At 55.1% G+C, this 20,557-nt stretch carries 18 protein-coding genes; 14 read left to right on the top strand and 4 right to left on the bottom strand.

What is annotated here, in order from left to right:
- Positions 1 to 106: 106 nt before the first annotated feature.
- A complete protein-coding gene (gene argE, locus ACT3R7_RS11255) occupies positions 107 to 1,276 on the bottom strand; it encodes an acetylornithine deacetylase (RefSeq protein ID WP_193092149.1) in 1,170 nt (389 codons plus the stop codon).
- Positions 1,277 to 1,477: 201 nt separating this feature from the next.
- On the opposite strand from argE, the gene ugpB reads away from it, so the two are divergent.
- From ugpB to ACT3R7_RS11210, 9 genes are all read left to right on the top strand, one after another.
- On the top strand, positions 1,478 to 2,806 hold the full coding sequence (gene ugpB, locus ACT3R7_RS11250) for a sn-glycerol-3-phosphate ABC transporter substrate-binding protein UgpB (RefSeq protein ID WP_496199115.1): 1,329 nt from the start codon (positions 1,478 to 1,480) through the stop codon (positions 2,804 to 2,806).
- 161 nt (positions 2,807 to 2,967) lie between these two features.
- Positions 2,968 to 3,852 carry a sn-glycerol-3-phosphate ABC transporter permease UgpA gene (gene ugpA / locus ACT3R7_RS11245; RefSeq protein ID WP_193092147.1) on the top strand — a complete coding sequence of 295 codons (885 nt, stop codon included), beginning with the start codon at positions 2,968 to 2,970 and terminating at the stop codon, positions 3,850 to 3,852.
- A gap of 18 nt (positions 3,853 to 3,870) precedes the next feature.
- Positions 3,871 to 4,719, top strand: coding sequence for a sn-glycerol-3-phosphate ABC transporter permease UgpE (gene ugpE / locus ACT3R7_RS11240; RefSeq protein ID WP_192536531.1), 849 nt, complete (start codon positions 3,871 to 3,873; stop codon positions 4,717 to 4,719).
- A 1-nt stretch (position 4,720) separates the two neighbouring features.
- Entirely contained in the window at positions 4,721 to 5,776 is a 1,056-nt protein-coding gene (locus tag ACT3R7_RS11235) for a sn-glycerol-3-phosphate import ATP-binding protein UgpC (protein WP_193092146.1), read from the top strand.
- 73 nt (positions 5,777 to 5,849) lie between these two features.
- On the top strand, positions 5,850 to 6,653 hold the full coding sequence (locus tag ACT3R7_RS11230) for an inositol monophosphatase family protein (RefSeq protein WP_193092145.1): 804 nt from the start codon (positions 5,850 to 5,852) through the stop codon (positions 6,651 to 6,653).
- A gap of 221 nt (positions 6,654 to 6,874) precedes the next feature.
- A complete protein-coding gene (locus tag ACT3R7_RS11225; RefSeq protein ID WP_193092144.1) occupies positions 6,875 to 8,092 on the top strand; it encodes an RNA polymerase sigma factor in 1,218 nt (405 codons plus the stop codon).
- 116 nt (positions 8,093 to 8,208) lie between these two features.
- Complete coding sequence (locus tag ACT3R7_RS11220) at positions 8,209 to 9,051, top strand: VOC family protein (protein ID WP_193092143.1); 843 nt, start codon at positions 8,209 to 8,211, stop codon at positions 9,049 to 9,051.
- Positions 9,048 to 9,425, top strand: a complete 378-nt coding sequence (locus tag ACT3R7_RS11215; RefSeq protein WP_193092142.1) for a YciI family protein — start codon at positions 9,048 to 9,050, stop codon at positions 9,423 to 9,425. The genes ACT3R7_RS11220 and ACT3R7_RS11215 overlap by 4 nt, the downstream gene beginning before the upstream one ends.
- On the top strand, positions 9,422 to 9,790 hold the full coding sequence (locus ACT3R7_RS11210) for a DUF1428 domain-containing protein (protein WP_193092141.1): 369 nt from the start codon (positions 9,422 to 9,424) through the stop codon (positions 9,788 to 9,790). The genes ACT3R7_RS11215 and ACT3R7_RS11210 overlap by 4 nt, the downstream gene beginning before the upstream one ends.
- 81 nt (positions 9,791 to 9,871) lie before the next feature.
- On the opposite strand, the gene ACT3R7_RS11205 is transcribed toward ACT3R7_RS11210, so the two are convergent.
- Together ACT3R7_RS11205 and ACT3R7_RS11200 are read right to left on the bottom strand one after the other, a co-directional pair.
- Positions 9,872 to 11,518, bottom strand: a complete 1,647-nt coding sequence (locus tag ACT3R7_RS11205) for a bifunctional metallophosphatase/5'-nucleotidase (protein WP_496199114.1) — start codon at positions 11,516 to 11,518, stop codon at positions 9,872 to 9,874.
- A gap of 173 nt (positions 11,519 to 11,691) precedes the next feature.
- Entirely contained in the window at positions 11,692 to 12,372 is a 681-nt protein-coding gene (locus ACT3R7_RS11200) for an SDR family oxidoreductase (RefSeq protein WP_496199113.1), read from the bottom strand.
- Between the two features lie 256 nt (positions 12,373 to 12,628).
- Between ACT3R7_RS11200 and fdhF the strand changes: the two genes are divergently transcribed.
- The 3 genes from fdhF to ACT3R7_RS11185 all read left to right on the top strand — a co-directional run bounded on the left by fdhF (position 12,629) and on the right by ACT3R7_RS11185 (position 17,356).
- Positions 12,629 to 15,595: a formate dehydrogenase subunit alpha gene (fdhF, locus tag ACT3R7_RS11195; RefSeq protein WP_496199112.1), complete on the top strand. Its 2,967-nt coding sequence runs from the start codon at positions 12,629 to 12,631 to the stop codon at positions 15,593 to 15,595.
- Positions 15,595 to 16,125, top strand: coding sequence for a DUF1641 domain-containing protein (locus tag ACT3R7_RS11190; protein ID WP_496199111.1), 531 nt, complete (start codon positions 15,595 to 15,597; stop codon positions 16,123 to 16,125). Before fdhF ends, ACT3R7_RS11190 begins: the two co-directional genes overlap by 1 nt.
- 151 nt (positions 16,126 to 16,276) lie before the next feature.
- A complete protein-coding gene (locus tag ACT3R7_RS11185) occupies positions 16,277 to 17,356 on the top strand; it encodes an aldo/keto reductase (RefSeq protein WP_496199110.1) in 1,080 nt (359 codons plus the stop codon).
- 140 nt (positions 17,357 to 17,496) lie between these two features.
- Here the strand turns inward: ACT3R7_RS11185 and ACT3R7_RS11180 are convergent, their stop codons facing one another.
- Positions 17,497 to 18,498, bottom strand: coding sequence for a porin (locus ACT3R7_RS11180; protein ID WP_496199109.1), 1,002 nt, complete (start codon positions 18,496 to 18,498; stop codon positions 17,497 to 17,499).
- A gap of 315 nt (positions 18,499 to 18,813) precedes the next feature.
- On the opposite strand from ACT3R7_RS11180, the gene ACT3R7_RS11175 reads away from it, so the two are divergent.
- Together ACT3R7_RS11175 and ACT3R7_RS11170 are read left to right on the top strand one after the other, a co-directional pair.
- Positions 18,814 to 19,977, top strand: coding sequence for a glycosyltransferase family 4 protein (locus ACT3R7_RS11175; RefSeq protein WP_496199108.1), 1,164 nt, complete (start codon positions 18,814 to 18,816; stop codon positions 19,975 to 19,977).
- Positions 19,940 to 20,479, top strand: a complete 540-nt coding sequence (locus ACT3R7_RS11170) for a phosphatase PAP2 family protein (RefSeq protein ID WP_496199107.1) — start codon at positions 19,940 to 19,942, stop codon at positions 20,477 to 20,479. Before ACT3R7_RS11175 ends, ACT3R7_RS11170 begins: the two co-directional genes overlap by 38 nt.
- Positions 20,480 to 20,557: the final 78 nt, after the last annotated feature.

The raw sequence follows: 20,557 nt of genomic DNA, 5'->3' as shown, positions 1-20,557 counted from the left end.
CCCTGTACGCTACTTTCGCCATCCTTGGCGAAAGACCCTCGCTACGGGCTACCCGACACCGCATCGTCTTATCTACCCCCACTCTTTACTCCTCACTCCTAACTCTTCACTCCTCGAACGGCACTTCCAGGGCACGCCCCATCCGGCTCATAAAGTCCGTGCACGCCTCAAGCTCGCTTTTTTCGATGTACTCATCAGGCTGATGCGCCTGGGCGATGCTGCCCGGTCCCAGAATAATGGTTTGTAATCCCTGGCCTTGAAACTGCCCCGCTTCGGTGGCGTAGGCTACTGCGTGGTTGCAGCAGGCATCGGGCAGGTGGTCTTTGGCCAAGCGCAACACTGCGTGATTATCTCGGTCGGCCAGCCCCGGCACTGTCACATTCAGTGGTTCGGTCACAATTTCCACTTGCTTGCCACGTGCCTTTAGCTCGGCACTTAACGTGTCGGCATACGTCTCAAAACGAGCGAACACCTCTTCGAACGTCTCGGTGGGTAGATGACGAATCTCCCACTCAAACTGACACTCCCGCGCCATAATGTTGATCGCGGTGCCACCCTTGATCCTGCCAACGTGCAAACTGGTGTGGGGTACGTTGAACGCTTCATCGACACACCCTTCATCCACCAGGACTGTCATGGTGTCTTCAATAAAGGTGACCAGGCGTGCCGCCACATGAATCGCCGATGTGCCCTGATTGACCTGACTACTATGCGCCTCGCGCCCGATGACCGTCGTGCGCAGGTTAGTTGCGCCTTTTTGGGCGACCACCGGCTGCATGCTGGTCGGCTCACCGACAATCACATGCGCCGTGGTGGAGTAGCGCTCATAGAAGCGCTTGATCAACGCAGGCGCCCCCACACAGCCAATCTCCTCGTCGTAGGAAAAGCCAAAATAGATAGGCTGCTGCAAAGGCGCTTTCATCCACGTGGGCACCATGGCGAGTGCACAGGCAATAAATCCCTTCATATCGCAGGTGCCACGCCCGTAAAGCTTACCGTCCTGGCCGTCATGCAAGCCAAAAGGATCGGTCGACCAGGGCTGGCCTTCCACCGGCACCACGTCGGTATGGCCGGAAAGCATCACCCCACCTGGCGCGTCGGGGCCTACGCGGGCGATCAGGTTCGCCTTGGTACCGCAGGGGCTCATTACCCGCTCAGAGGCAATGCCATACTCTTCAAGATAGCCTTCGACAAACTCGATCAGCGCCAGGTTGGAGCCCCGGGAGGTGGTATCGAAGGAGACCAGTTTAGTCAATAGCGCTATTGCGTCACTCATATGATTCTCGCTGGTTATACACTTCGTCTAACCCTATCACCGGCTTCCTCGTGCGCCTACTGCCAAAGTTGAACGTGGTCATACCCAGTTAACTTAGCAGTCATCAAAATGTCATCTACACTGACTACTGTTCAGTGCATCCAAAAACCTTAACAAACGCACTGTGCCACCTGGCTTATGTCAGGCTCAAAAGGAGCTCTTATGTCTCGTTTTATGTTACGCGCGTTATCTGCCGGTATCGCTGCGACTACTCTGAGTGTTTCTGCCCACGCCGCTACCGAGATCACCTGGTGGCACTCCATGGGCGGCGAGCTGGGCGAGCGCTTGAGCGCGCTTGCTGAAGACTTCAATGCCACCCAGGATGAGTATCGTGTCACGCCTTCCTACCGGGGCGAATACGAACAGACCATGGTTAACACCATTGCCGCCTTCCGCGCAGGCGAGCAGCCTCACATCGTACAGATTTACGAAGTGGGCACCGGCACCATGATGGCCGCCCAAGGCGCTATCTACCCTGTTTATGAACTGATGGAAGAGCACGGCAACACCTTTGACCCGGCCGATTATCTGCCCGTGGTGACCGGTTACTACACCGACACCAACGGCAACATGCTCTCTATGCCGTTCAACTCGTCCACACCGATTCTTTACTACAACAAGGACGTCTTCGAAGCCGCTGGCCTCGACCCTGAAACGCCGCCGACCACTTGGCAAGAAATGGGTGAGATGGGCCAGCAGATTGTCGATGAAGGCGCGGCCTCTTGTGGCTTCACCATGGCCTATGCGGCCAACTGGGTGGGCCTTGAGAACTTCTCGGCACTGCACAATCAGCCTATCGGCACCAAAGAAAACGGCTTCGGCGGTCTGGATACCGAGTTTGCCTTTAACGGCGACGTGCAGGCGCGCTTCTGGGATCAATTGAAAGAGTGGTCTGATAGCGGCGTCTACAACTACGCAGGCCCAGCCAACGGCCCGGACGCGGCACCTTCGTTCTATGCAAGCGACTGCGCGATGTACATGAACTCGTCCGCATCACGCGCCGACGTGCTGGCTAACTCCGACTTCGACGTAGGCTTTGGCATGCTGCCTGTTTATGACGACGTAGACGGCGCACCGCAGAACTCGATCATCGGTGGCGCGACTCTGTGGGTGCTTTCAGGCCACGAAGACGACGAGTACACCGGCGTTGCCGAGTTCCTCGAGTACCTGTCGCTTCCCGAAGTGCAGGCCGAGTGGCACCAGGGCACCGGCTACCTGCCGATTACCACCGCCGCTTATGAGCTGAGCCAGGAGCAGGGTTACTACGACGAAAACCCGGGCGCGGATATTGCTATCGAGCAGATCAACTTAAACGAGCCGACGGAAAACTCCAAAGGCCTGCGTTTTGGTAACTATCCGCAAGTGCGCATGGTTCTGGATGAAGAGTTCCAGGCCGTACTGGCTGGCGATAAGAGCGGCCAGCAAGCCCTGGATGATGCGGTAAGCCGCGGCAACCAGATCCTGCGCGACTTTGAGGCTGCCAATAACTAAGCCCTTCTCGTTACTTGTAAACAACCCCGGCTTTTATAGCCGGGGTTTGCTATAGGAGCCATCCCATACGCCCAGCTCACCGGGGGCCTATGGGATGGCTTACTTCCTGGCAGCTGACCACTGCGGCCAGCCGCACCAACGCCCGTACGACAGGATGTGCCATGCAGACCAAACGTTCCACCTATCAAAATCGGTGGCTCCCTTTCTTACTGTTAGCACCACAGCTGGCGATTACGCTGGTGTTTTTTATCTGGCCGGCAAGCCAGGCGGTTAAATCCAGCTTCGAGCGTACCGATGCGTTCGGCTTTAAAACAACGTTTGTCGGCATGGAGAACTATGCACGCATTCTGGCCGACCCCAGCTACCTGAATGCGCTGGGGCGCACCGCGATTTTTTCCATCTCGGTGACGGTGCTTTCCATGAGCCTGGCGCTTTTACTCGCCGTTTGCGTTAACCGTGTGCTGCGTAGCGCCAAGTTTTACACCACGCTTTTGGTATGGCCCTACGCGGTTGCTCCAGTGGTAGCGGGCGTGCTGTGGTGGTTTTTGTTCAACCCCACCATCGGCCTTCTGCCGCATCTGCTCGACTGGTTCGGTATCAGTTGGAACCACCGCGTTTCAGGCACCCAGGCAATGATATTGATCACCATTGCCGCGGCCTGGAAGCAGATCTCCTATAACTTTTTGTTTTTCCTGGCAGGGCTTCAATCTGTGCCGCAGTCGCTCATGGAGGCAGCGGCTATTGATGGCGCGGGCCCCTTCAAGCGCTTCTGGACCATCGTGCTCCCGCTTCTATCACCCACCACCTTCTTTTTGCTGATCATCAACATCAACTACGTGATGTTCGACACCTTCGGGGTGATTGATGCCACTACCGCGGGCGGGCCAGGCCAAGCCACCATGACGCTGGTCTACAAGGTCTACACCGACGGTGTCGCGGGATTGAATATTGGCTCCTCATCCGCTCAGTCGGTCATGCTGATGGGCATCGTGATTATCCTGACGTTTATCCAGTTCCGGTACGTGGAACGCCGGGTCAACTACTAGTGCGTTAAGGAAATAAACATGGTTGAAAGAAGACCTTTTCTCAATATTCTGACCCACCTGGTGCTGATTGCAGGCGTGCTGGTGGTGGCATTTCCGGTGTACGTGGCATTTATCGCCTCAACCCACGAATCCAGCGCCTTTGTGCGCGGGGTGTTGCCGCTGCTCCCCGGCGACAACATGTTTGCATCCTACCGGCAGATGCTCAGCTCCGGCTGGCAGGTGGGCGGCACACCGCCGGTCTGGCTGATGCTGGGTAACTCGCTGATCATGGCGCTGACGATTGCGATCGGCAAGATCGCCATTTCGATTATCTCCGCCTTTGCGATTGTCTATTTCCGCTTCCCGTTTCGCATGCTGGCGTTCTGGATCATCTTCATCACCCTGATGCTGCCGGTCGAAGTTCGCATCATCCCCACCTACGCGGTCGTTGCCAACCTGGGCATGCTGAACTCCTATGCGGGGCTAACGCTTCCACTGATTGCCTCCGCTACCGCGACCTTCCTGTTCCGCCAGTTCTTCATGACTGTGCCTGAAGAGCTGATGGAAGCCAGCCGAGTGGATGGCGCCGGCCCGATGAAGTTCTTCAAGGACATATTGCTGCCGATATCGATCACCAATATCGCCGCGCTGTTCGTGATCATGTTTATTTACGGCTGGGTGCAATACCTGTGGCCACTGCTGGTCACCACCGACGAAGACTTCTACACCATTGTGCTGGGTATCAAGCGCCTGATGGCCTCGTCCGACCGGGTGCCCGCCTGGAATCTCATCATGGCGACCGTCACGCTTGCCATGCTGCCGCCGGTATTAGTAGTGCTGTTTATGCAAAAACTGTTCGTGAAAGGCCTGACCGAGACGGAGAAATAAGATGGCTAGCATTACCTTGGAAGGGCTTAGAAAAACCTACTCAGGCGACGTCCATGCCGTTAAAGGCATCGACCTTGCGATTGAAGACGGCGAGTTCGTGGTGCTGGTAGGCCCTTCGGGCTGCGGCAAATCCACGCTGTTACGCATGGTGGCCGGGCTTGAAACGATTACCGACGGTACGCTCAAGATTGGCGACCGGGTCGTCAACAATCTCGAACCCGCAGAGCGCGATATCGCCATGGTGTTTCAGAACTACGCGCTCTACCCGCACATGACGGTGTACAACAACCTCGCGTATGGGCTGAAAAACCGCGGCTTTAAAAAACCCGAGATCGAAGAACGGGTGCGCAAAGCGGCCAAAATGCTCGAAATTGAGGATTTTCTTGCGCGCAAACCGCGCAAGCTCTCCGGCGGCCAGCGCCAGCGCGTCGCCATGGGTCGGGCGTTGGTACGTGAGCCCGCAGCCTTTTTGTTCGACGAACCGCTCTCTAACCTGGATGCCAAGCTGCGCGTGCAAATGCGCGTGGAGATCAAGCAGCTTCAGCGCCGCTTGAAGACCACCAGCCTCTACGTGACCCACGACCAGTTAGAAGCGATGACGCTGGGTGATCGTCTGGTGGTGCTTAGCGCTGGCAAAATCGAACAGGTGGGCACGCCCATGGAGATCTACGCGCGCCCTGCATCGATGTTCGTGGCGGGTTTTATCGGTTCGCCTGCGATGAACATGGTACCGCTTGAATACCTGCAAACGCGCGGCACCCATGACCTGTTAAACGATCTTCCCGCCGAGACCGACACGGTCGGCATTCGCCCGGACGATATGCGCCTTTCGCCACCCGATACACCGCACCTGGTGGTCGACTCCACGCTTGAACTGTTTGAAGCGGCGGGCGCCGAAAGCCATCTTTACGTGCGGCTCGCCGACAGCGACCAGCCCACCGTGATTCGGGTAAGCGGCCAGCCCCCGGTCAAGGAGGGCGAAACGCTACGCTTTTATGTCACCCGCGAAGCGCTGCATCCGTTTAACAGCGCAACCGGCCTGCGCACGGGGGATTAGATGGCGACTATCAGGGCGGCTTGTTAAGCAATTACGACCGGGGTTGTTAACTTATCTCTAAAAGGCTATCTGTATGCATGAGGACACACACTTATTAGCGGATACCGTTAAGAAAGCTGCCAGGGAAGCTGGCGCGCTGCTGGCCAAAGGCTACTCAGGGATTGATCGAGTTACTTTCGAGCGTAAAGGCGCCTCGGATTTTGTAACTCACTATGATCAGTCAGCGGAGCGGTTAATTATTGACTACATACGCCAGCATTTCCCTGCGGTTGGCTTTTTGGGGGAAGAGAGTGGCGCCTCACCCGCTCACAATAGCAATGTGACCGTCATTATTGATCCGCTGGATGGCACCAACAATTTTCTCCATGGCGTGCCGTTTTTCTCCGTCTCTATTGCGGTAGAGCAAAACAACGAACTGATCATGGGGGCGGTTTACCACCCGTTGCTGGATGAACTTATCTGGGCTGAAAAAGGCCAAGGCGCCTATTTAAATGACTACCGTTTAATATGCCCAAGCGCCTGTCCACTGACAGAAATGCTGGTGGCAACCTGCCTACCCTATCATGGAAAAGGCGATTGCGACCTCAGCATACGCCAGCAGGCTGCCATCATGCCGCACGTATCGGGCATCCGAAGTCCGGGCTCTGCCGCTTTGGAAATTGCTTACGTCGCGTTAGGCCGCTTTGATGCCTTCTGGTCGCAAGGCGCTAAACTTGAATGGTGGGATGTGGCCGCTGGCATTCTGATAGCACAGGAAGTTGGCTTGATGGTGACCGACATACAGGGGCAAGCGGAGGCATCCTGTTTAAGGCAGAGCCTACTGATCGCCCCTTCCCAAAGCCATCAACAGCTTCTTGCCTTGCTCAACGAGGCGTAATCTACTCCTCATCTGCTAACCTGGCTTTACCATTACTTCCAAAGTGCAGCTCTCAAGAAACAGAAAAACTAGCCAGCGCGCAGAAGTTTGCTTCGACCTTTTACGAAGACCCTAAATAAAAACAGTACGAAAAAGGGCTTCTATGGGCTAGGTTTGAAAAGCAGTATTAATTCCTCTCGGGCCTAGCGCCCCCGTTTATAGAGGCAAATGGGTCTTCTACCATGCGTGCTCACCCTTCTTTACTTGACGCTCTTTATCGCACCCATGCCAGACGTGCTCAGGCAACTCTGATCCGTCTGCTGGGCGATTTCGAGCTTGCCGAAGAAGCCGTGCAAGATGCCTTTGTCGCCGCTGCTCAACAGTGGCCTGTTAAAGGGACGCCCGATAATCCTCAGGCCTGGCTGATTCGCACCGGCTATCACTGCGGGATTAATCAAATTCGTCAACGCAGTACCGCACGCCGTCGAGCCCACCTGCTATTACCGAGTGAGGAAACACAGGAGTTCGACGATGCCGCGATCCAGGATGACTCGCTGCGGCTGCTGTTTACCTGCTGCCACCCAAGCTTGAGCCTAGAAGCACGCCTTGCGCTGACGCTGCGCGAAATGTGCGGGTTAACCACTGAGCAGGTTGCCAGCGCCCTATTAATCAAACCTTCAACCGTGGCACAGCGCATCGTACGGGCAAAACGCAAGATTCGCGATGCGCATATTCCCTATGCGGTACCTGCGTCGGAGACATTGCCCCAACGCTTGCCGGACGTCCTCCAGATTATCTACCTGGTCTTCAACGAAGGTTATTCAAGCAGTAGCGGTGCGTCGGTGGTCGATATCAGTCTGACCCGCGAAGCGCTACGTCTGGGTGAGGAACTGGCAGCGCTACTGCCACAGGGAGAAGTCTTTGGGCTGATGGCACTTATGCTGCTTACCAATGCCCGCCGGGATGCGCGCCAGGATAACCAAGGCGAGCTCGTCACGCTGGAGGCGCAGGATAGAGGCCTATGGCACCAGGCGGAAATTTGTACGGGTATCGAGTGGCTCGAACACGCACTAGCCCTCACCCCTCTTGGCTTTTATACCCTTCAAGCCTCAATTGCCGCCGTACACGCCCAAGCCCTTCGCCCCGAACATACCGACTGGGCGCGGATTGTCAGGCTGTATGACGCTTTATGCCGCTATTATCCATCGCCTGTTCTGACCTTGAATCGCGCGGTGGCCGTTGCCATGCATGACTCTCCAGCAACTGGGTTGAGCCTGCTCGATGAGCTAGCTCATCATCCTCAACTCTCTCGTTATTATCTATTACATGCGGCCCAAGCAGATTTGCTACGTCGGCAGGGTAACGATGACGCCGCGCGCGATGCCTACCAAAAGGCCCTGACATTAACTACTCAAGAGCCGGAAAAACGCTTTTTGCTCAGCAAATTGGCCGAACTTTAATCAGCGCTATAAAAAATATTACCAAAAGGTTATGAAAAATAGTTCGCAGGCCTGTCGATTTGGGGGCACGTCAAACGACTAGAGGGTGTCGACCATCACAATAAAAGAGACTCTCAATGAAATTCATGCTGATACGGCGTGCCGACGCCACGACCGAAAATGGTGCGCTACCGTCGCAGGAAATGCTTGCCGCCATGGCCGATTACAACGAGCGCATGATGCAGGCAGGCGTACTCGTGAGCGGCAACGGCTTACACCCGACAAGCGATGGCTGCCTGATCCAGTTCCATAACGGAACTCCCACTATCCTCCCCGGCCCTCTGTCTCCAGCCAGTGAACGTATTGCTGGTTATAGCGTGCTGGAGGCACCTTCTCTTGATGTCGCTTTGGGGTGGGCACAGCAGTGGCCAACCCTGGATGCCGACGGCAACGTGACCCTTGAGTTAAGGCGCTACTTCACGCTTGAGGAATTTGAGCCGGGTGCGGGCCTGGATAAGCATCACAGCCATGCCCGCGTACCCGATGTCATGAATGTGCATGTCGCCTTCCCTGGCACCTGCCGGGAGGCCATGCGGTTCTATTCTGACGTGCTCGGCGGCCAGATAGAGTGTTTGATGACCTACGCGGAAACCCCAGCGGCAGAGCATGTATCACCTTCTCTGCATGACCGCATCATCCACGCTTCGCTGAACCTGCGTGGTCGTCGCTTGATGGGCGCCGACATGACGCCTGAACAGTACATGCCACCACAAGGCGTGCAGATTCAGCTGGAGTATCAGGAGATCGAGCAAGCCTCCCTAACCTTTGCACGCCTCACCGAAGGCGGAGAGGTAATCATGCCTTTTGAATCAACGTTCTGGTCTGCGGGATTTGGCATGGCCACTGACTGCTTTGGCGTGCAGTGGATGATCAATGTGTCGGCGGATAGTTGTCTTTCTACTGAAGGAGAGACGCCATGAAATACGCGGCCTTAGTGTATTACCAAGAGCAGCTCATCAATGCCATGAGCGAGCAGGCGTGGCATGACCTTAATCAGGAGTGTATTGCGGGCGTCGAGCGTTTAAGCGCTCAAGGCAATTACCTGGCCGGTGAAGCGCTGCAACCGATAGACACCGCGACCACTGTACGTGTACGCGATGGCGAGACAGTAATTACCGACGGGCCGTTTGCGGAAACCAAAGAACAGCTGGCCGGTTTTTACCTGCTCGAAGCACGTGACTTGAACGAGGCGCTACAGCTAGCCAGCCGCATCCCACCTGCGAGACTCGGCAGCATTGAAGTACGCCCCATTCGAGAACTCCCACCCAAAACCCAGCCAGGAGAATCATCATGAGCACTACTACTCAACGCTATATTGATGGCTTCGTTGCGGCCGTGCCCACGGCCAATAAAGAAATCTTCATTGAGCACGCCCGTGATGCTGCCGTGGTTTTCAAAGAGTATGGCGCCCTGCGGGTAGTTGAGTGCTGGGGTGAGGATATCCCTGAAGGGGAAGTCACCTCTTATTCCATGGCCGTTAAGCGTAAGGATAACGAAACCATTATCTTCTCATGGATCGAATGGACCTCCCGCGCCGTGCGCGACGAGGCGATGCCCAAGGTCATGGAAGACCCTCGCTTACAGCCGGACGTCAACCCCATGCCGTTTGATGGCAAGCGAGCGATATTCGGCAGTTTTGCCACGCTTATAGACGAGTGAGTGACCAGGCTTCTGCCTGGTGTTCACTACTCTGAATAAGGGCCGCCTCTACGTAACGTCCAGGCGGCCCTTTATTCACATTTAATGTTGGCGAGCCTGGTCAGTGATACGCCCTTCAACCTGATAATCCACGTCACCTAACGAAACCATATGGTCACGTAGCATTTCCCAATCGGTATTACCGACGATGGTGCTGCGCCCATTTTCATAGGCGGCCTCTAGTGCCGTATGGCTATCGCCACCGGCTGCAGTAAAGTGATTGGTGGCAATGGTGTAGGTACTTTCAGGGTCTACCGACTGCAAGGTGCCGTTCTGCGTCACCTTCAGGCTCACAACGCGCTCACCGACGGGCTGGCGGCTGTCATATACCAGCTCGGTACCTTCGGACACTTGCAGGAAACCACCGCTTTCATCAGGGGTGTTTGCCAGCCCGATCTCGAACGTTTCCAGAAGCTCCGCGCCCGTCACGCTCACCAGCGCCAAGCGATTGCCAAACGGCTGCACGGCAACCAGCTCACCCACACTCACATCACCCTGGGCGATGGGCTCACGAATACCGCCACTATTTTGAATGGCCAGCACGGTCTCCGGGTTCACTCGGCGGGCGGCAGCAAGCTGACCATCGGCGATCAGATTGCCAAGCGCCGTTTCATTGGCGCGCACGCTTTGTTCATCGCCATTGCCGTGGCGCGGGTTGGGAAGCGGCGTATTCAGGTGGGCGCCCACTTGGGTATCGCGCACTGCTTCAATTCGTGCGGTGTAAGGCTCAAGCATCTCAAGCGCTTGGGCATCGGGCTCGAAATCATCGGTGGTCAGCAGTTCGCCACTAGCATCCTGCACCACGCCCTTGTCATCAAAGGTGACCTGCATGACGCCCAGGTACTTGCCGTACTCGTTCGCCTGGCCAATAACGGTGGGCGCTTTAGGCTCGCCCAAATCGTTTTCATCCACCGTAACGGGCGACTCCAAGCGCGTATGGCTGTGCCCACCGATGATCACGTCCACCCCGTCCACATGCTGGGCAAGCAATAGGTCGTTGCCCATACTTGGGTCGCTGTCAAAACCCAGGTGAGTAAGCGCGACGATCTTGTTAACGCCTTGAGCTTCAAACGCTTCCACCATCGCCTCGGCCGCCGCTCGGTAATCGCCAAGGGTGACGTTACCGGGGCTGGAGACGGTCTCGCTGCCTTGCGTGCTTAGTCCGAAAATACCGATTCGCTCGCCACCTTGCTCTACCACAATGCCGTCGTACAGGTGGCCAGGCTTAGGCTGCTGTTCGGGCTCGACGCTGATCGAATCACCGAGTAGATCGGCAAACTCGGGTGAGGTAGAGAAATCCAGGTTCGCGCCCACAATAGGGAAATCAGCGGCGGCAAAGAAAGCCGCTAATGCTTGATGGCCCTCTTCCGGGTCGCCCAGGTCGAACTCATGGTTGCCCGGCACGAATGCGTCATAGCCCATCAGGTTCATGAACTCGACGGCGTCCTGGCCCTGGTATTCGGTGAAATAGAGCGTACCCGAAAAGATATCTCCCGCGTCCAGCAACAGGCCGTCGCCAAACCGCTCACGAGCTTCAGCCAGGGCGGTGATCAGTTGAGGATAGCTGTCGGTACGCCCGTGCAGGTCGTTGGTGTGAAAAATGGTCAGCGTGTAGGGCGCGGCATACGCTGAGGTAGTCAGCAGCCCAGTAGCTATCCCTAGCGCAATACCGTGAGAAATAAAACGCATCAGCATGGTTCCTTTTATAAAGTGTTGTAGCAGAACGATAGCGTGCCCTAGACGCCTGACAAATGGATGACGGCGTTATCGCACACCACTGTAGCGCACTCATCTTACTTAGCGGTATGCGATGGCAAAATAGCCTGCTTTCGCCTGTTGATAGAAAAACGCCTTACTCAACACTACCACGGCAGTAATTCCCCATTGCTGTGCCAAAAGCTGCCGCTATTTTCCTGCGTCAGCATTTTGATACAGGCAGCAATGCCCGTGGCGGCTTCCTGAGGGCTGATCATCCCGCCGAAGTTAACCATGCGCGTTTTTACATAGCCTGGGTGTATTTGCGCCACGGCAATACCGCGTGGCTTAAGGTCCATAGCCAGGGATTTTCCAAACGCGTTTAGCGCCGCTTTGGATGCGCGGTAACCGTAGCGCCCACCGGAGTCGTTATCGGCAATCGATCCCATACGGCTGGTGATGTTGGTAATCTTACTGCCGTCCTGCATCAACGGTAGCAACGCTTCACATACCCGTAGGGGCGCATAGGCATTGATTTCCATCTGCTCACGGATGCTGTCGAAATCCAGCTGGCCTAACGATTCATCGCGCAAGAGGCCGGCGTTGTTGATCAATAATTCCAGCCGTAGACCATCAAGCGCCTGTGCCAAACGCTCAACATCCTCGGCCCGGGTCACGTCGATACCTTCAATAATGCGGTCAGCCACGCGCTCAAGCTCGTCTGATGATTGGCGGCAAACGCCGATCACCTGCCAATCTTCATCTCTGTAGTGGGCTGCCAATGCCAGCCCGACGCCTCGGTTGGCGCCGGTAATCAGTACGGTGGGTTGGGTCTGTGTGTTTTCCATGTTTTTTCTCCAAGCGCTGTTGGGGTAAATGCTGTTGGGGTAAATGCTGTAGAGATAAATAAAAGCCGTTGGCTATAAACGTAGCGTGCTGGCTTTGAAAGAGAAGCGCAAAACCCGTGCTTAACTTAGGTTTAAAACCAGAAACTGAGCTTGTACAAGCTCAAGGCGCTTAACTACCTTTGAAGCAAGACGTTAAAACCCGCGAAGAGGAGGCAGCGTCAGGATAAAAACAAGGGGCCCATGGAGGAGTACCCACATGAACCGACCGTGCACGATTACGTTTGATGATAAAAAATTAACCGGCAACGCCGATGAGCCACTGATCGATTTTCTTGAAAACCATGGCATCTCCTTGCCCAATGTTTGCTACCACCCTTCTCTAGGCGCTATTGAAACGTGCGATACCTGCTGGGTCGAGGTTAACGGTGAAATGCAACGTGGCTGCGCGCTGCGTACCCAAGAAGGCCTTAATATTTCAAGCCGCAGCGCCCAAGCCACGGCCGCCCGTCATGAAGGCATGGACCGCCTGCTGGCCAAACATGAGCTTTACTGTACCGTGTGCGAAAATAACAATGGCGACTGCCGGGTGCATAACGCCTTGGTCGAGATGGATATTCCCATCCAGCGCTATGAATTCCAGCCCAAGCCCTATCCAAAAGATACCTCCAGCCCGTTTTATACCTACGACCCGGACCAGTGCATTCTGTGTGGCCAGTGTGTCGAGGCGTGCCAGAACGTCGAGGTCAACGAAACACTAAGCATTGATTACGCTAGTGAAAATCCGCGCGTACTGTGGGATGGCGGTAAAGAGATCAACGACTCAAGCTGCGTTCACTGTGGCCACTGCGTCACGGTCTGCCCGTGTAATGCGCTGCAGGAAAACACCATGTATGGGCAGACAGGCCCGCTTACCGCCCTGCCCTGGTCGCTTAAGCGACCGATGATCGACGTCGTCAAAGAGGTCGAAAATACCACCAGCGCCAAACCCATCACCGGTATTTCAGAGCTTGACGCCACTTGGCGCCAGCCGGGCATCAAACGCACTAAAACGGTATGCACCTACTGCGGTGTTGGCTGCTCATTTGAGATGTGGACCCGTGATCGCAAGATTCTCAAGGTTCAGCCCACCCCAGACGCCCCGGCTAACGGTATTTCCACCTGCATCAAGGGCAAATTTGCCTGGGACTTCGTTAACAGTGAAAAACGCCTCACGACGCCGCTGATTCGGGAAAACGGTCAGTTTCGTGAAGCCAGCTGGGACGAAGCGCTGGACTTGGTGGCGCGCCGGTTGTTAAACGTGCGCGATATCCACGGCCCACAGAGCGTTGGCTTTATCGGTTCCAGTAAAGCCAGTAACGAAGAGGCTTACCTGACGCAGAAGATTGCCCGGCTGATCATTGGCACCAATAGCGTGGATAACTCATCCCGCTACTGCCAGAACCCGGCCACCAAAGGGCTTTTCCGCACCGTGGGCTATGGTGGCGACGCCGGCACCATCAAGGATATCGAACAGGCGGAAGTGGTCGTACTGGTAGGCAGCAATACCGCCGAAAACCATCCGGTGATTGCCTCGCGCATCAAGTCTTCGCAGAAGCTGCACGGCCAAAAGCTGGTAGTGTTCGACCCACGCAAACACGAAATGGCCGAGCGGGCGAATCTGTTTATGCGCCCTAATGCCAGCACCGACCTGATCTGGGCCTCGGCACTGTCGCGCTATATGTTCGATAACGACTTGGCCGACTATGAATTTCTTGAGCGCCGGGTCAATAACGTCGATGAATACCGTGAATCGCTGGCGCCGTTTACGCTTGATTTCGCCGAGCAGAAAACCGGCATTCCCAAGCAGCAGCTGATTGAGGCCGCGGAATTAATCGGCAGGGCAAAAAGTGTCTGCCTTTTATGGGCCATGGGAATTACGCAGCATAGCCACGGCTCGGATACCAGCACCGCGCTTTCCAACCTGCTGCTGGTCACGGGTAACTACGGCAAACCGGGTACTGGCGGCTACCCCATGCGCGGCCATAACAATGTGCAGGGCGCCAGCGACTTTGGCTGCCTGCGCAATATGTACCCAGGCTATGAAAAGGTTACCAACGAGGATGCCCGCACGCGGTGGGCCAAAGGCTGGGGCGTCAAGCCTGAACAGCTTTCTGATGAAATCGGTTACGGCAACTTCCTGATGGTGCAAGCCGCCGCCGAGGACAAGCTCAAGGCCATGTATATCATTGGCGAGGAAACGGCCTTCTCCGACGCCGATACCCATAATGTCCACTCCGCGTTTGAAAGCCTCGACTTTATGGTCGTGCAGGATATGTTTTTAAGCCGTACCGCTGAGTTTGCTGACGTGGTGCTGCCCGCCTGCCCCAGCGTCGAGAAAGACGGTACCTTCGTGAATACCGAGCGACGCATTCAGCGCTTCTACCAGGTGCTTGATCCCCTAGGCGATAGCCGTCCCGACTGGCGTATCCTGACAGACCTTGCCGCGCGCATGGGCCACGATTGGGGCTACGCACACCCTTCAGAGATCATGGCGGAGTGCGCATCGATATCTCCCATGTTCGCGGGGGTCAGCTACGAGCGCCTGGAAGGCTGGAAGTCGCTGCAATGGCCGGTTGCCGAAGACGGTACCGATACGCCGCTGCTGTATACCGATGGTTTTCACACCGAGGATGGTAAGGCCAACCTGTTTGTTCTTGAGTGGAAAGAGCCTTTTGAAGCCGCCGATGAAGAATATGATCTCATGCTCAATAACGGCCGCCTGCTGGAGCACTTTCAAGGCTCTAACCAGACCGGGCGTTCACAAGGCATCTGGGATCAGGTGCCCGGCAGTTTTGTCGAGGTAAGCCCGGAGCTTGCGGCCGAGCGTAATATTCAAGACGGTACCTGGGTGCGTATTACGTCACGCCGGGATAGCCGTGAGTTTCCCGCCCTGGTGACCGAGCGCGTTGCGGGCAAGGGGCTCTACCTGCCGATTCACTTTGGCAAACCGGGCGTTAATGCGTTAACCGGCGAGCATACTGACCCAGACGTGCAAACCCCTGCCTACAAGGAAACGGCCGTTAAGCTTGAAGTGCTCGACAAGCGCAGTGAATCACCCCTTCCCAGCACCAACTACCGCTTTGGGAAGCGCACACCTAATGAGGGCGTCGCCGTCGAGGTGAAGTGGGCTAACGAGGACTATACGTTGCCGCCTGCCCAGCAAACCAATCCGAGGAAAATGTAATGGCCGAACGAATTTCCTACGACGTACCGCCACCCAACATCGGCCCGGATGCCCAGGAAGAGCTCGATAGGCTTGTACAAACGCTGCATGAGCATGGTCTGCTTCGGTTTGCCAATGATGTGGTTGCGTCTAATCATGAGCTGATGCGTATTGTGGTAGACGGCTTAAATAAACCAGGCTCGCTTAATGCCATTCAAAATCTCTCAGTGATCGCCATGACGCTTGCGACGCTACCGCCGGATCGTTTTTATCAGGTGATGTCTGCACTTAAAGAGGGAATTGAGCAGGTCGGCAACCATCGCCATGATGAAGCGGAGGACCATTCCCATAAAGGTAAGAGTAGAGAGAAGGATCAAGAGAAGGACAGCGCCCCCGGCATCACCGGTATTTATCGCATGCTCAATGACGACGAGCTGTGGTATGCCATCAAACCGATTTTGGCGGGCCTGCGCGCTTTTTCCGAGCGGCTTGACAGGCCGGTAGACAAACCGGTCACCGATTTCACCGGCAAGCCTACCGAAGGTCCATGAGAACGATGAATCAAATCAGCACCTCAGCAAACACGCTGCCAGGAAGAGGGCTATGTTTTTGACATATCCCGCTGATTTTCTAGGCTTACAGGTATACGTGATCTAAGACTTTAGATTAACGACACATTCGGTCAACAGGGAAGCTATCGAAATGAAATACCGTCCATTAGGAAATTCAGGCTTATTGGTATCTGAAATCGTGCTGGGTACCGTCCCGTTCGGGGGAAGTGGAGGCTTTGAAAAGGCGGCCAGCGTCGATGTAGAAGGCGCGCGACGCCAGATTGATATGGCGATTGATGCTGGGGTTAACCTGATTGATACCGCCGACCTTTACTCCATGGGCGAGGCGGAAGAAATTGTAGGCAAGGCGCTAGGAAACAAGCGTCAGGACATTATTCTGGCCTCCAAGGCGCGCAGCCCGTTGGGCGACAACCCCAACCACAGCGGTTTTTCACGCTATCACTTAATCAATGCTTGTGAAGCCAGCCTGAAACGCCTGGGTACTGACCATATTGACCTATACCAGATGCACAACTGGGACGGCGTAACACCGGTTGAGGAAATGCTGTATGCCTTGGATCATCTGGTACAAAGCGGCAAAATCCGCTACTACGGCACGTCTAACTTTACCGGTTGGCAGATGATGAAAACCATCGGCAAGGCCGAACTGCATAATCTGGTAAAACCCATCAGCCAGCAGATTTACTACACGCCGGAATCCCGCGAGGCCGAGTATGAGCTGATGCCGCTGGCTATCGACCAGAACATTGGCACGCTGGTATGGGCGCCGCTAGGTGAAGGCTTGTTCAATGGCAAGGTGCGCCGTGGTCAGAAAGCGCCCGAAGGCACTCGCCAGGGCAATGGCTGGCCCGAGCCCTATGTGCATGATATGGAGCGGGCCTACGATATTATCGAGCTGCTAGCTGAGATTGGTGAAGCGCACAACGCCTCTATTCCGCGCACTTGCCTTGCCTGGCTGAAAGACCGCCCCGGTGTGACCTCGTTGATTGTCGGCGCGCGCAACGAAGAGCATCTGAAAGATGACCTGGCCGCGGCAGAGCTTACGTTAAGCCAGAAAGAGATTGATCGCCTGGAAGCCGCCACGCGCCCCGCACCGCTTTACCCTTACTGGCACCGCGTTGTGGCCGGCATGGACCGCATTGATAAGGCCGAACAGCCGTTTATCGATAACTACCGTAAAACCATTGATAACCGGGATGACGAGCGCTAAAGGTAAGCTACCGGCGAAGATGCTCCGCCGGTAATGGATCGTTACTACGTTAAAAACATGCCAAAAAGTCGGTATGAGACTACCCATACCGACTCAAGATCGAAGTAAAGCTTAAAGCAGTAACGAACCTACACTAGCCATTAAAAGTGGTAACGAGCACCTAGCGCGTAATACAGGTCTTCGTCGTAATCGTTAACGGCATCGAGATTCCTGTCGTTAAGCTCCAGGAACATATCGAAGTTTTTGGTCAGCTGGTACATCGAGCCTAGTGCCCAGGCGTTACGGTCGCTGTCAGCAGCGTCTACTTCGATGTTGTAGTAGTCGGCGAAGAATTTCCACGAATCGTAAATATAAGTGGCACCTACACCAATTTTATCAAAACCGCCGCCATAGACGTCGTTATCATCACGTGTTTCATAACCTACACGTGCAGAAAGAGAATCGTTAATAACGAAAGCTGCCGTCGCGCCGAAAAGCGTTTCACCGTTACCACCACCACGAACGGTATCTTCAACATAACCCAGCGCTAAACGAGCCGGACCTGCTTCATAAACTACGCCGCCCTGTGTAGCAATGACGCTACCTTCACCAGTTTGTTCAGCTTCTGTCAAGCCGCGCTCAGAGAAGTGTTTGGCAGAAATTACGGCCTGGAAACCGTTTATTTTGGGCGTTTTATAGCCGATTGAATCGCCACGTGCCTGCAAGCCGCCGCCTGCAAACTCATAGCCGCGCTCAACGTAAACGTCGAACGGGGTCATCACGTAATTATCATAAAAGCTGTTGTAGTTACCTGCCATAAAGGTACCGAACTGCTGGCTTTCTAATCCCAGGTAACTATTACGAACTTCATCAAAACCGGGACGGCTGCGCTCATCACTATTGAAACGCCACTCAACGCGAGCAAAAGCGCGCAGGTCGGTAGTGATCTGATGGCCAGCGGTAATACGCAGGCGTGAACCAAAGTTGCGGAACTCTTCGCCGTTATCCTTACCATCTTTAACACCGCCACCCTCAAAGCCCATGGCGATACGGCCGTAAATATCAAGCGTAGTGCCGTCTTGATCGTACACCATAGCGGCTTGTGCTGCAGAGGCGCCTAATAAACTGCAAACTGCTAACGCCAGTGTCGTTTTCTTGAACATGTTCGATCCCGTTGAAGTAGTCATATATTTTTTTAATAAAAGACTTTAAAAAGAGTGGAGGTCGTTTAACGCCTCAACGCAGCAGATAGTAGTAGGTATATATTTCATTTATTTTAAAGTTTTAATATTTTATAATAACTTATGACTAGTATTTAATATTTAACAAAATCTACTTTAAAGAGTAACAAAGGTTTGTCATGACGATTTATTAATTATTATTTGCAAAAGTGTCATCGCTTATTCACCCCCTTGACTTGGCAGTGTCACTGTCCCCGACCACACTAAGTTAAAATGTGATTAAGGGACGGATCGCTTATGCGGCTTTGTATCGTTAGCGAAACATGGTCACCGGAGATTAACGGTGTTGCCCATACCTTGAGCCGCTTGCACCAAGAGCTCAGCCGACAGGGTGTTTTTGTTGATGTTATTCGCCCAAAACCGCGTTCCGAGGGAAAGGCGCCAAACGTACAGCATGAGCTTCAGGTTAACCGCTTGGCCGTACCGGGTTACGCGGAGGTGCAAGTCGGTTTAACAAGGCCTACCACGCTGCGCCGCTTTTGGAGCCAGCACCGCCCAGACGTTATCTATCTGGCGACCCAAGGCCCACTTGGCTGGGCAGCACGCCAAGCCGCACGCCAGTTAAATATTCCGCTGGTGGCAGGCTGGCATACCAACTTTGATCATTACTGTCATGATTACGGCGTGCCCTGGCTGGCGTCAGCGACGCGTCGCTACCTGCGCTATTTCCATAATGGCTGCGAACTCACCCTGGTACCTACCCAGCTACAGGCAGACGCTTTAAGCCAACAGGGCATTCGTAACGTTCACGTGATGTCGCGGGGAATTGAGGGGGAGCGTTTCTCACCCGCGTATCGCGATACCGCCCTGCGCCAGCAGTGGGGTGTGGGCGCTCACCAACCTGTTGCGCTTTACGTGGGCCGTCTGGCCCTGGAGAAAAACCTCACGCTGCTTCAAGAAACCTTACAAGCCATGCGCGAGGTACGCCCCGATATGGCCCAGGTCATTGTGGGCGATGGCCCAGCGCGAGCTCAGCTTGAAAAAGCCCTGCCTGAGGCACACTTCACCGGGTTTGTGGAGAAACATGAGCTGGCTCGCCATTACGCCAGTGCTGACCTGTTTGTCTTTCCTTCACTGTCGGAGACCTGGGGTAATGTGGTCGCCGAGGCAATGGCCAGCGGCCTTGCCGTAGTGGCTTATCGGCACGCGGCAAGCGCTGAGTTGATTCAAAATGGCCATAACGGTATTACCGTTACCCCTGACGACAGGGAAGCGTTTCAACAGGCGGCTGTCGAGCTTTGCCAACACCCCGCCGACTACGCGCGTATAGGCCGTGTCGCGCGTCTTCGCGCACTTGAGCAAAGCTGGTCGGGCATCGCGGATCAGTTTATGCAGTATCTCCACCAAGCCCAAGAGGCCCATCATGCGTCCACGCCCGCTTGTCGTATTCGCTCGTCTTGACCTGCTTGAATGGCAACTTTGCCAGCGCGTTACACGGCTCAATCTGTTCCGCCCCTGGCGAATTGTCTTGCAGGCCGCAAGCCGCTTGGGCGACTGGCCGATATGGGTCCTGCTGATCGCCGCGCAGCCTTGGCTACAGCCTGACGGTATCTGGCGGATAGTCCAGTACACCAGTATCGCGCTGGCAGCGATGCTGGTGTATCGGCTGATTAAAACGCGGCTATGTCGCGAGCGGCCTTTTATTACTTACCTGGGTGGCGTGCATTGCGGCGAACCGGCGCGCGACCGCTACAGCTTTCCCAGTGGCCATACCATGCATGCTGTCTTGTTCAGCGTACTGGTCGCCGCACACACACCCTGGCTTTTACCGCTGGTGCTGCCTTTGGCCTTGCTAATTGCAATATCGCGTGTCGGGCTTGGGCTGCATTACATCAGTGATGTTATCGCGGGTGGTGCCATTGGCTATGGTTTTGCTTTTCTTAGCATTTATTGGATGGGCTAAAGTAAACTTTTCGCCATTTTGACGGCTAGACGCTAGATTAAAACCAACTCTGTCATTTAAGCCGGTCTTGCTAGGGCC

This window comes from Halomonas sp. AOP43-A1-21, assembly GCF_052376775.1.
In the GTDB taxonomy this organism is placed as follows: domain Bacteria; phylum Pseudomonadota; class Gammaproteobacteria; order Pseudomonadales; family Halomonadaceae; genus Vreelandella; species Vreelandella colorata.
The sequence above is the reverse complement of the archived record's forward strand: the minus strand, read 5'-3'. Positions and strand labels throughout refer to the sequence as shown.

Bases quoted from the DNA above. Each gene is read 5' to 3' on its own strand.
- ACT3R7_RS11190 (WP_496199111.1), top strand. From the start codon at position 15,595: ATGGCCGAACGAATTTCCTACGACGTACCGCCACCCAACATCGGCCCG.
- ACT3R7_RS11170 (WP_496199107.1), top strand. From the start codon at position 19,940: ATGCGTCCACGCCCGCTTGTCGTATTCGCTCGTCTTGACCTGCTTGAA.
- ugpA (WP_193092147.1), top strand. From the start codon at position 2,968: ATGCAGACCAAACGTTCCACCTATCAAAATCGGTGGCTCCCTTTCTTA.
- ugpE (WP_192536531.1), top strand. From the start codon at position 3,871: ATGGTTGAAAGAAGACCTTTTCTCAATATTCTGACCCACCTGGTGCTG.
- ACT3R7_RS11175 (WP_496199108.1), top strand. From the start codon at position 18,814: ATGCGGCTTTGTATCGTTAGCGAAACATGGTCACCGGAGATTAACGGT.
- argE (WP_193092149.1), bottom strand. From the start codon at position 1,276: ATGAGTGACGCAATAGCGCTATTGACTAAACTGGTCTCCTTCGATACC.
- ACT3R7_RS11220 (WP_193092143.1), top strand. From the start codon at position 8,209: ATGAAATTCATGCTGATACGGCGTGCCGACGCCACGACCGAAAATGGT.
- ACT3R7_RS11235 (WP_193092146.1), top strand. From the start codon at position 4,721: ATGGCTAGCATTACCTTGGAAGGGCTTAGAAAAACCTACTCAGGCGAC.
- ACT3R7_RS11205 (WP_496199114.1), bottom strand. From the start codon at position 11,518: ATGCGTTTTATTTCTCACGGTATTGCGCTAGGGATAGCTACTGGGCTG.
- ACT3R7_RS11225 (WP_193092144.1), top strand. From the start codon at position 6,875: ATGCGTGCTCACCCTTCTTTACTTGACGCTCTTTATCGCACCCATGCC.
- ACT3R7_RS11210 (WP_193092141.1), top strand. From the start codon at position 9,422: ATGAGCACTACTACTCAACGCTATATTGATGGCTTCGTTGCGGCCGTG.
- ACT3R7_RS11230 (WP_193092145.1), top strand. From the start codon at position 5,850: ATGCATGAGGACACACACTTATTAGCGGATACCGTTAAGAAAGCTGCC.
- ACT3R7_RS11185 (WP_496199110.1), top strand. From the start codon at position 16,277: ATGAAATACCGTCCATTAGGAAATTCAGGCTTATTGGTATCTGAAATC.
- ugpB (WP_496199115.1), top strand. From the start codon at position 1,478: ATGTCTCGTTTTATGTTACGCGCGTTATCTGCCGGTATCGCTGCGACT.
- ACT3R7_RS11215 (WP_193092142.1), top strand. From the start codon at position 9,048: ATGAAATACGCGGCCTTAGTGTATTACCAAGAGCAGCTCATCAATGCC.
- ACT3R7_RS11180 (WP_496199109.1), bottom strand. From the start codon at position 18,498: ATGTTCAAGAAAACGACACTGGCGTTAGCAGTTTGCAGTTTATTAGGC.
- fdhF (WP_496199112.1), top strand. From the start codon at position 12,629: ATGAACCGACCGTGCACGATTACGTTTGATGATAAAAAATTAACCGGC.
- ACT3R7_RS11200 (WP_496199113.1), bottom strand. From the start codon at position 12,372: ATGGAAAACACACAGACCCAACCCACCGTACTGATTACCGGCGCCAAC.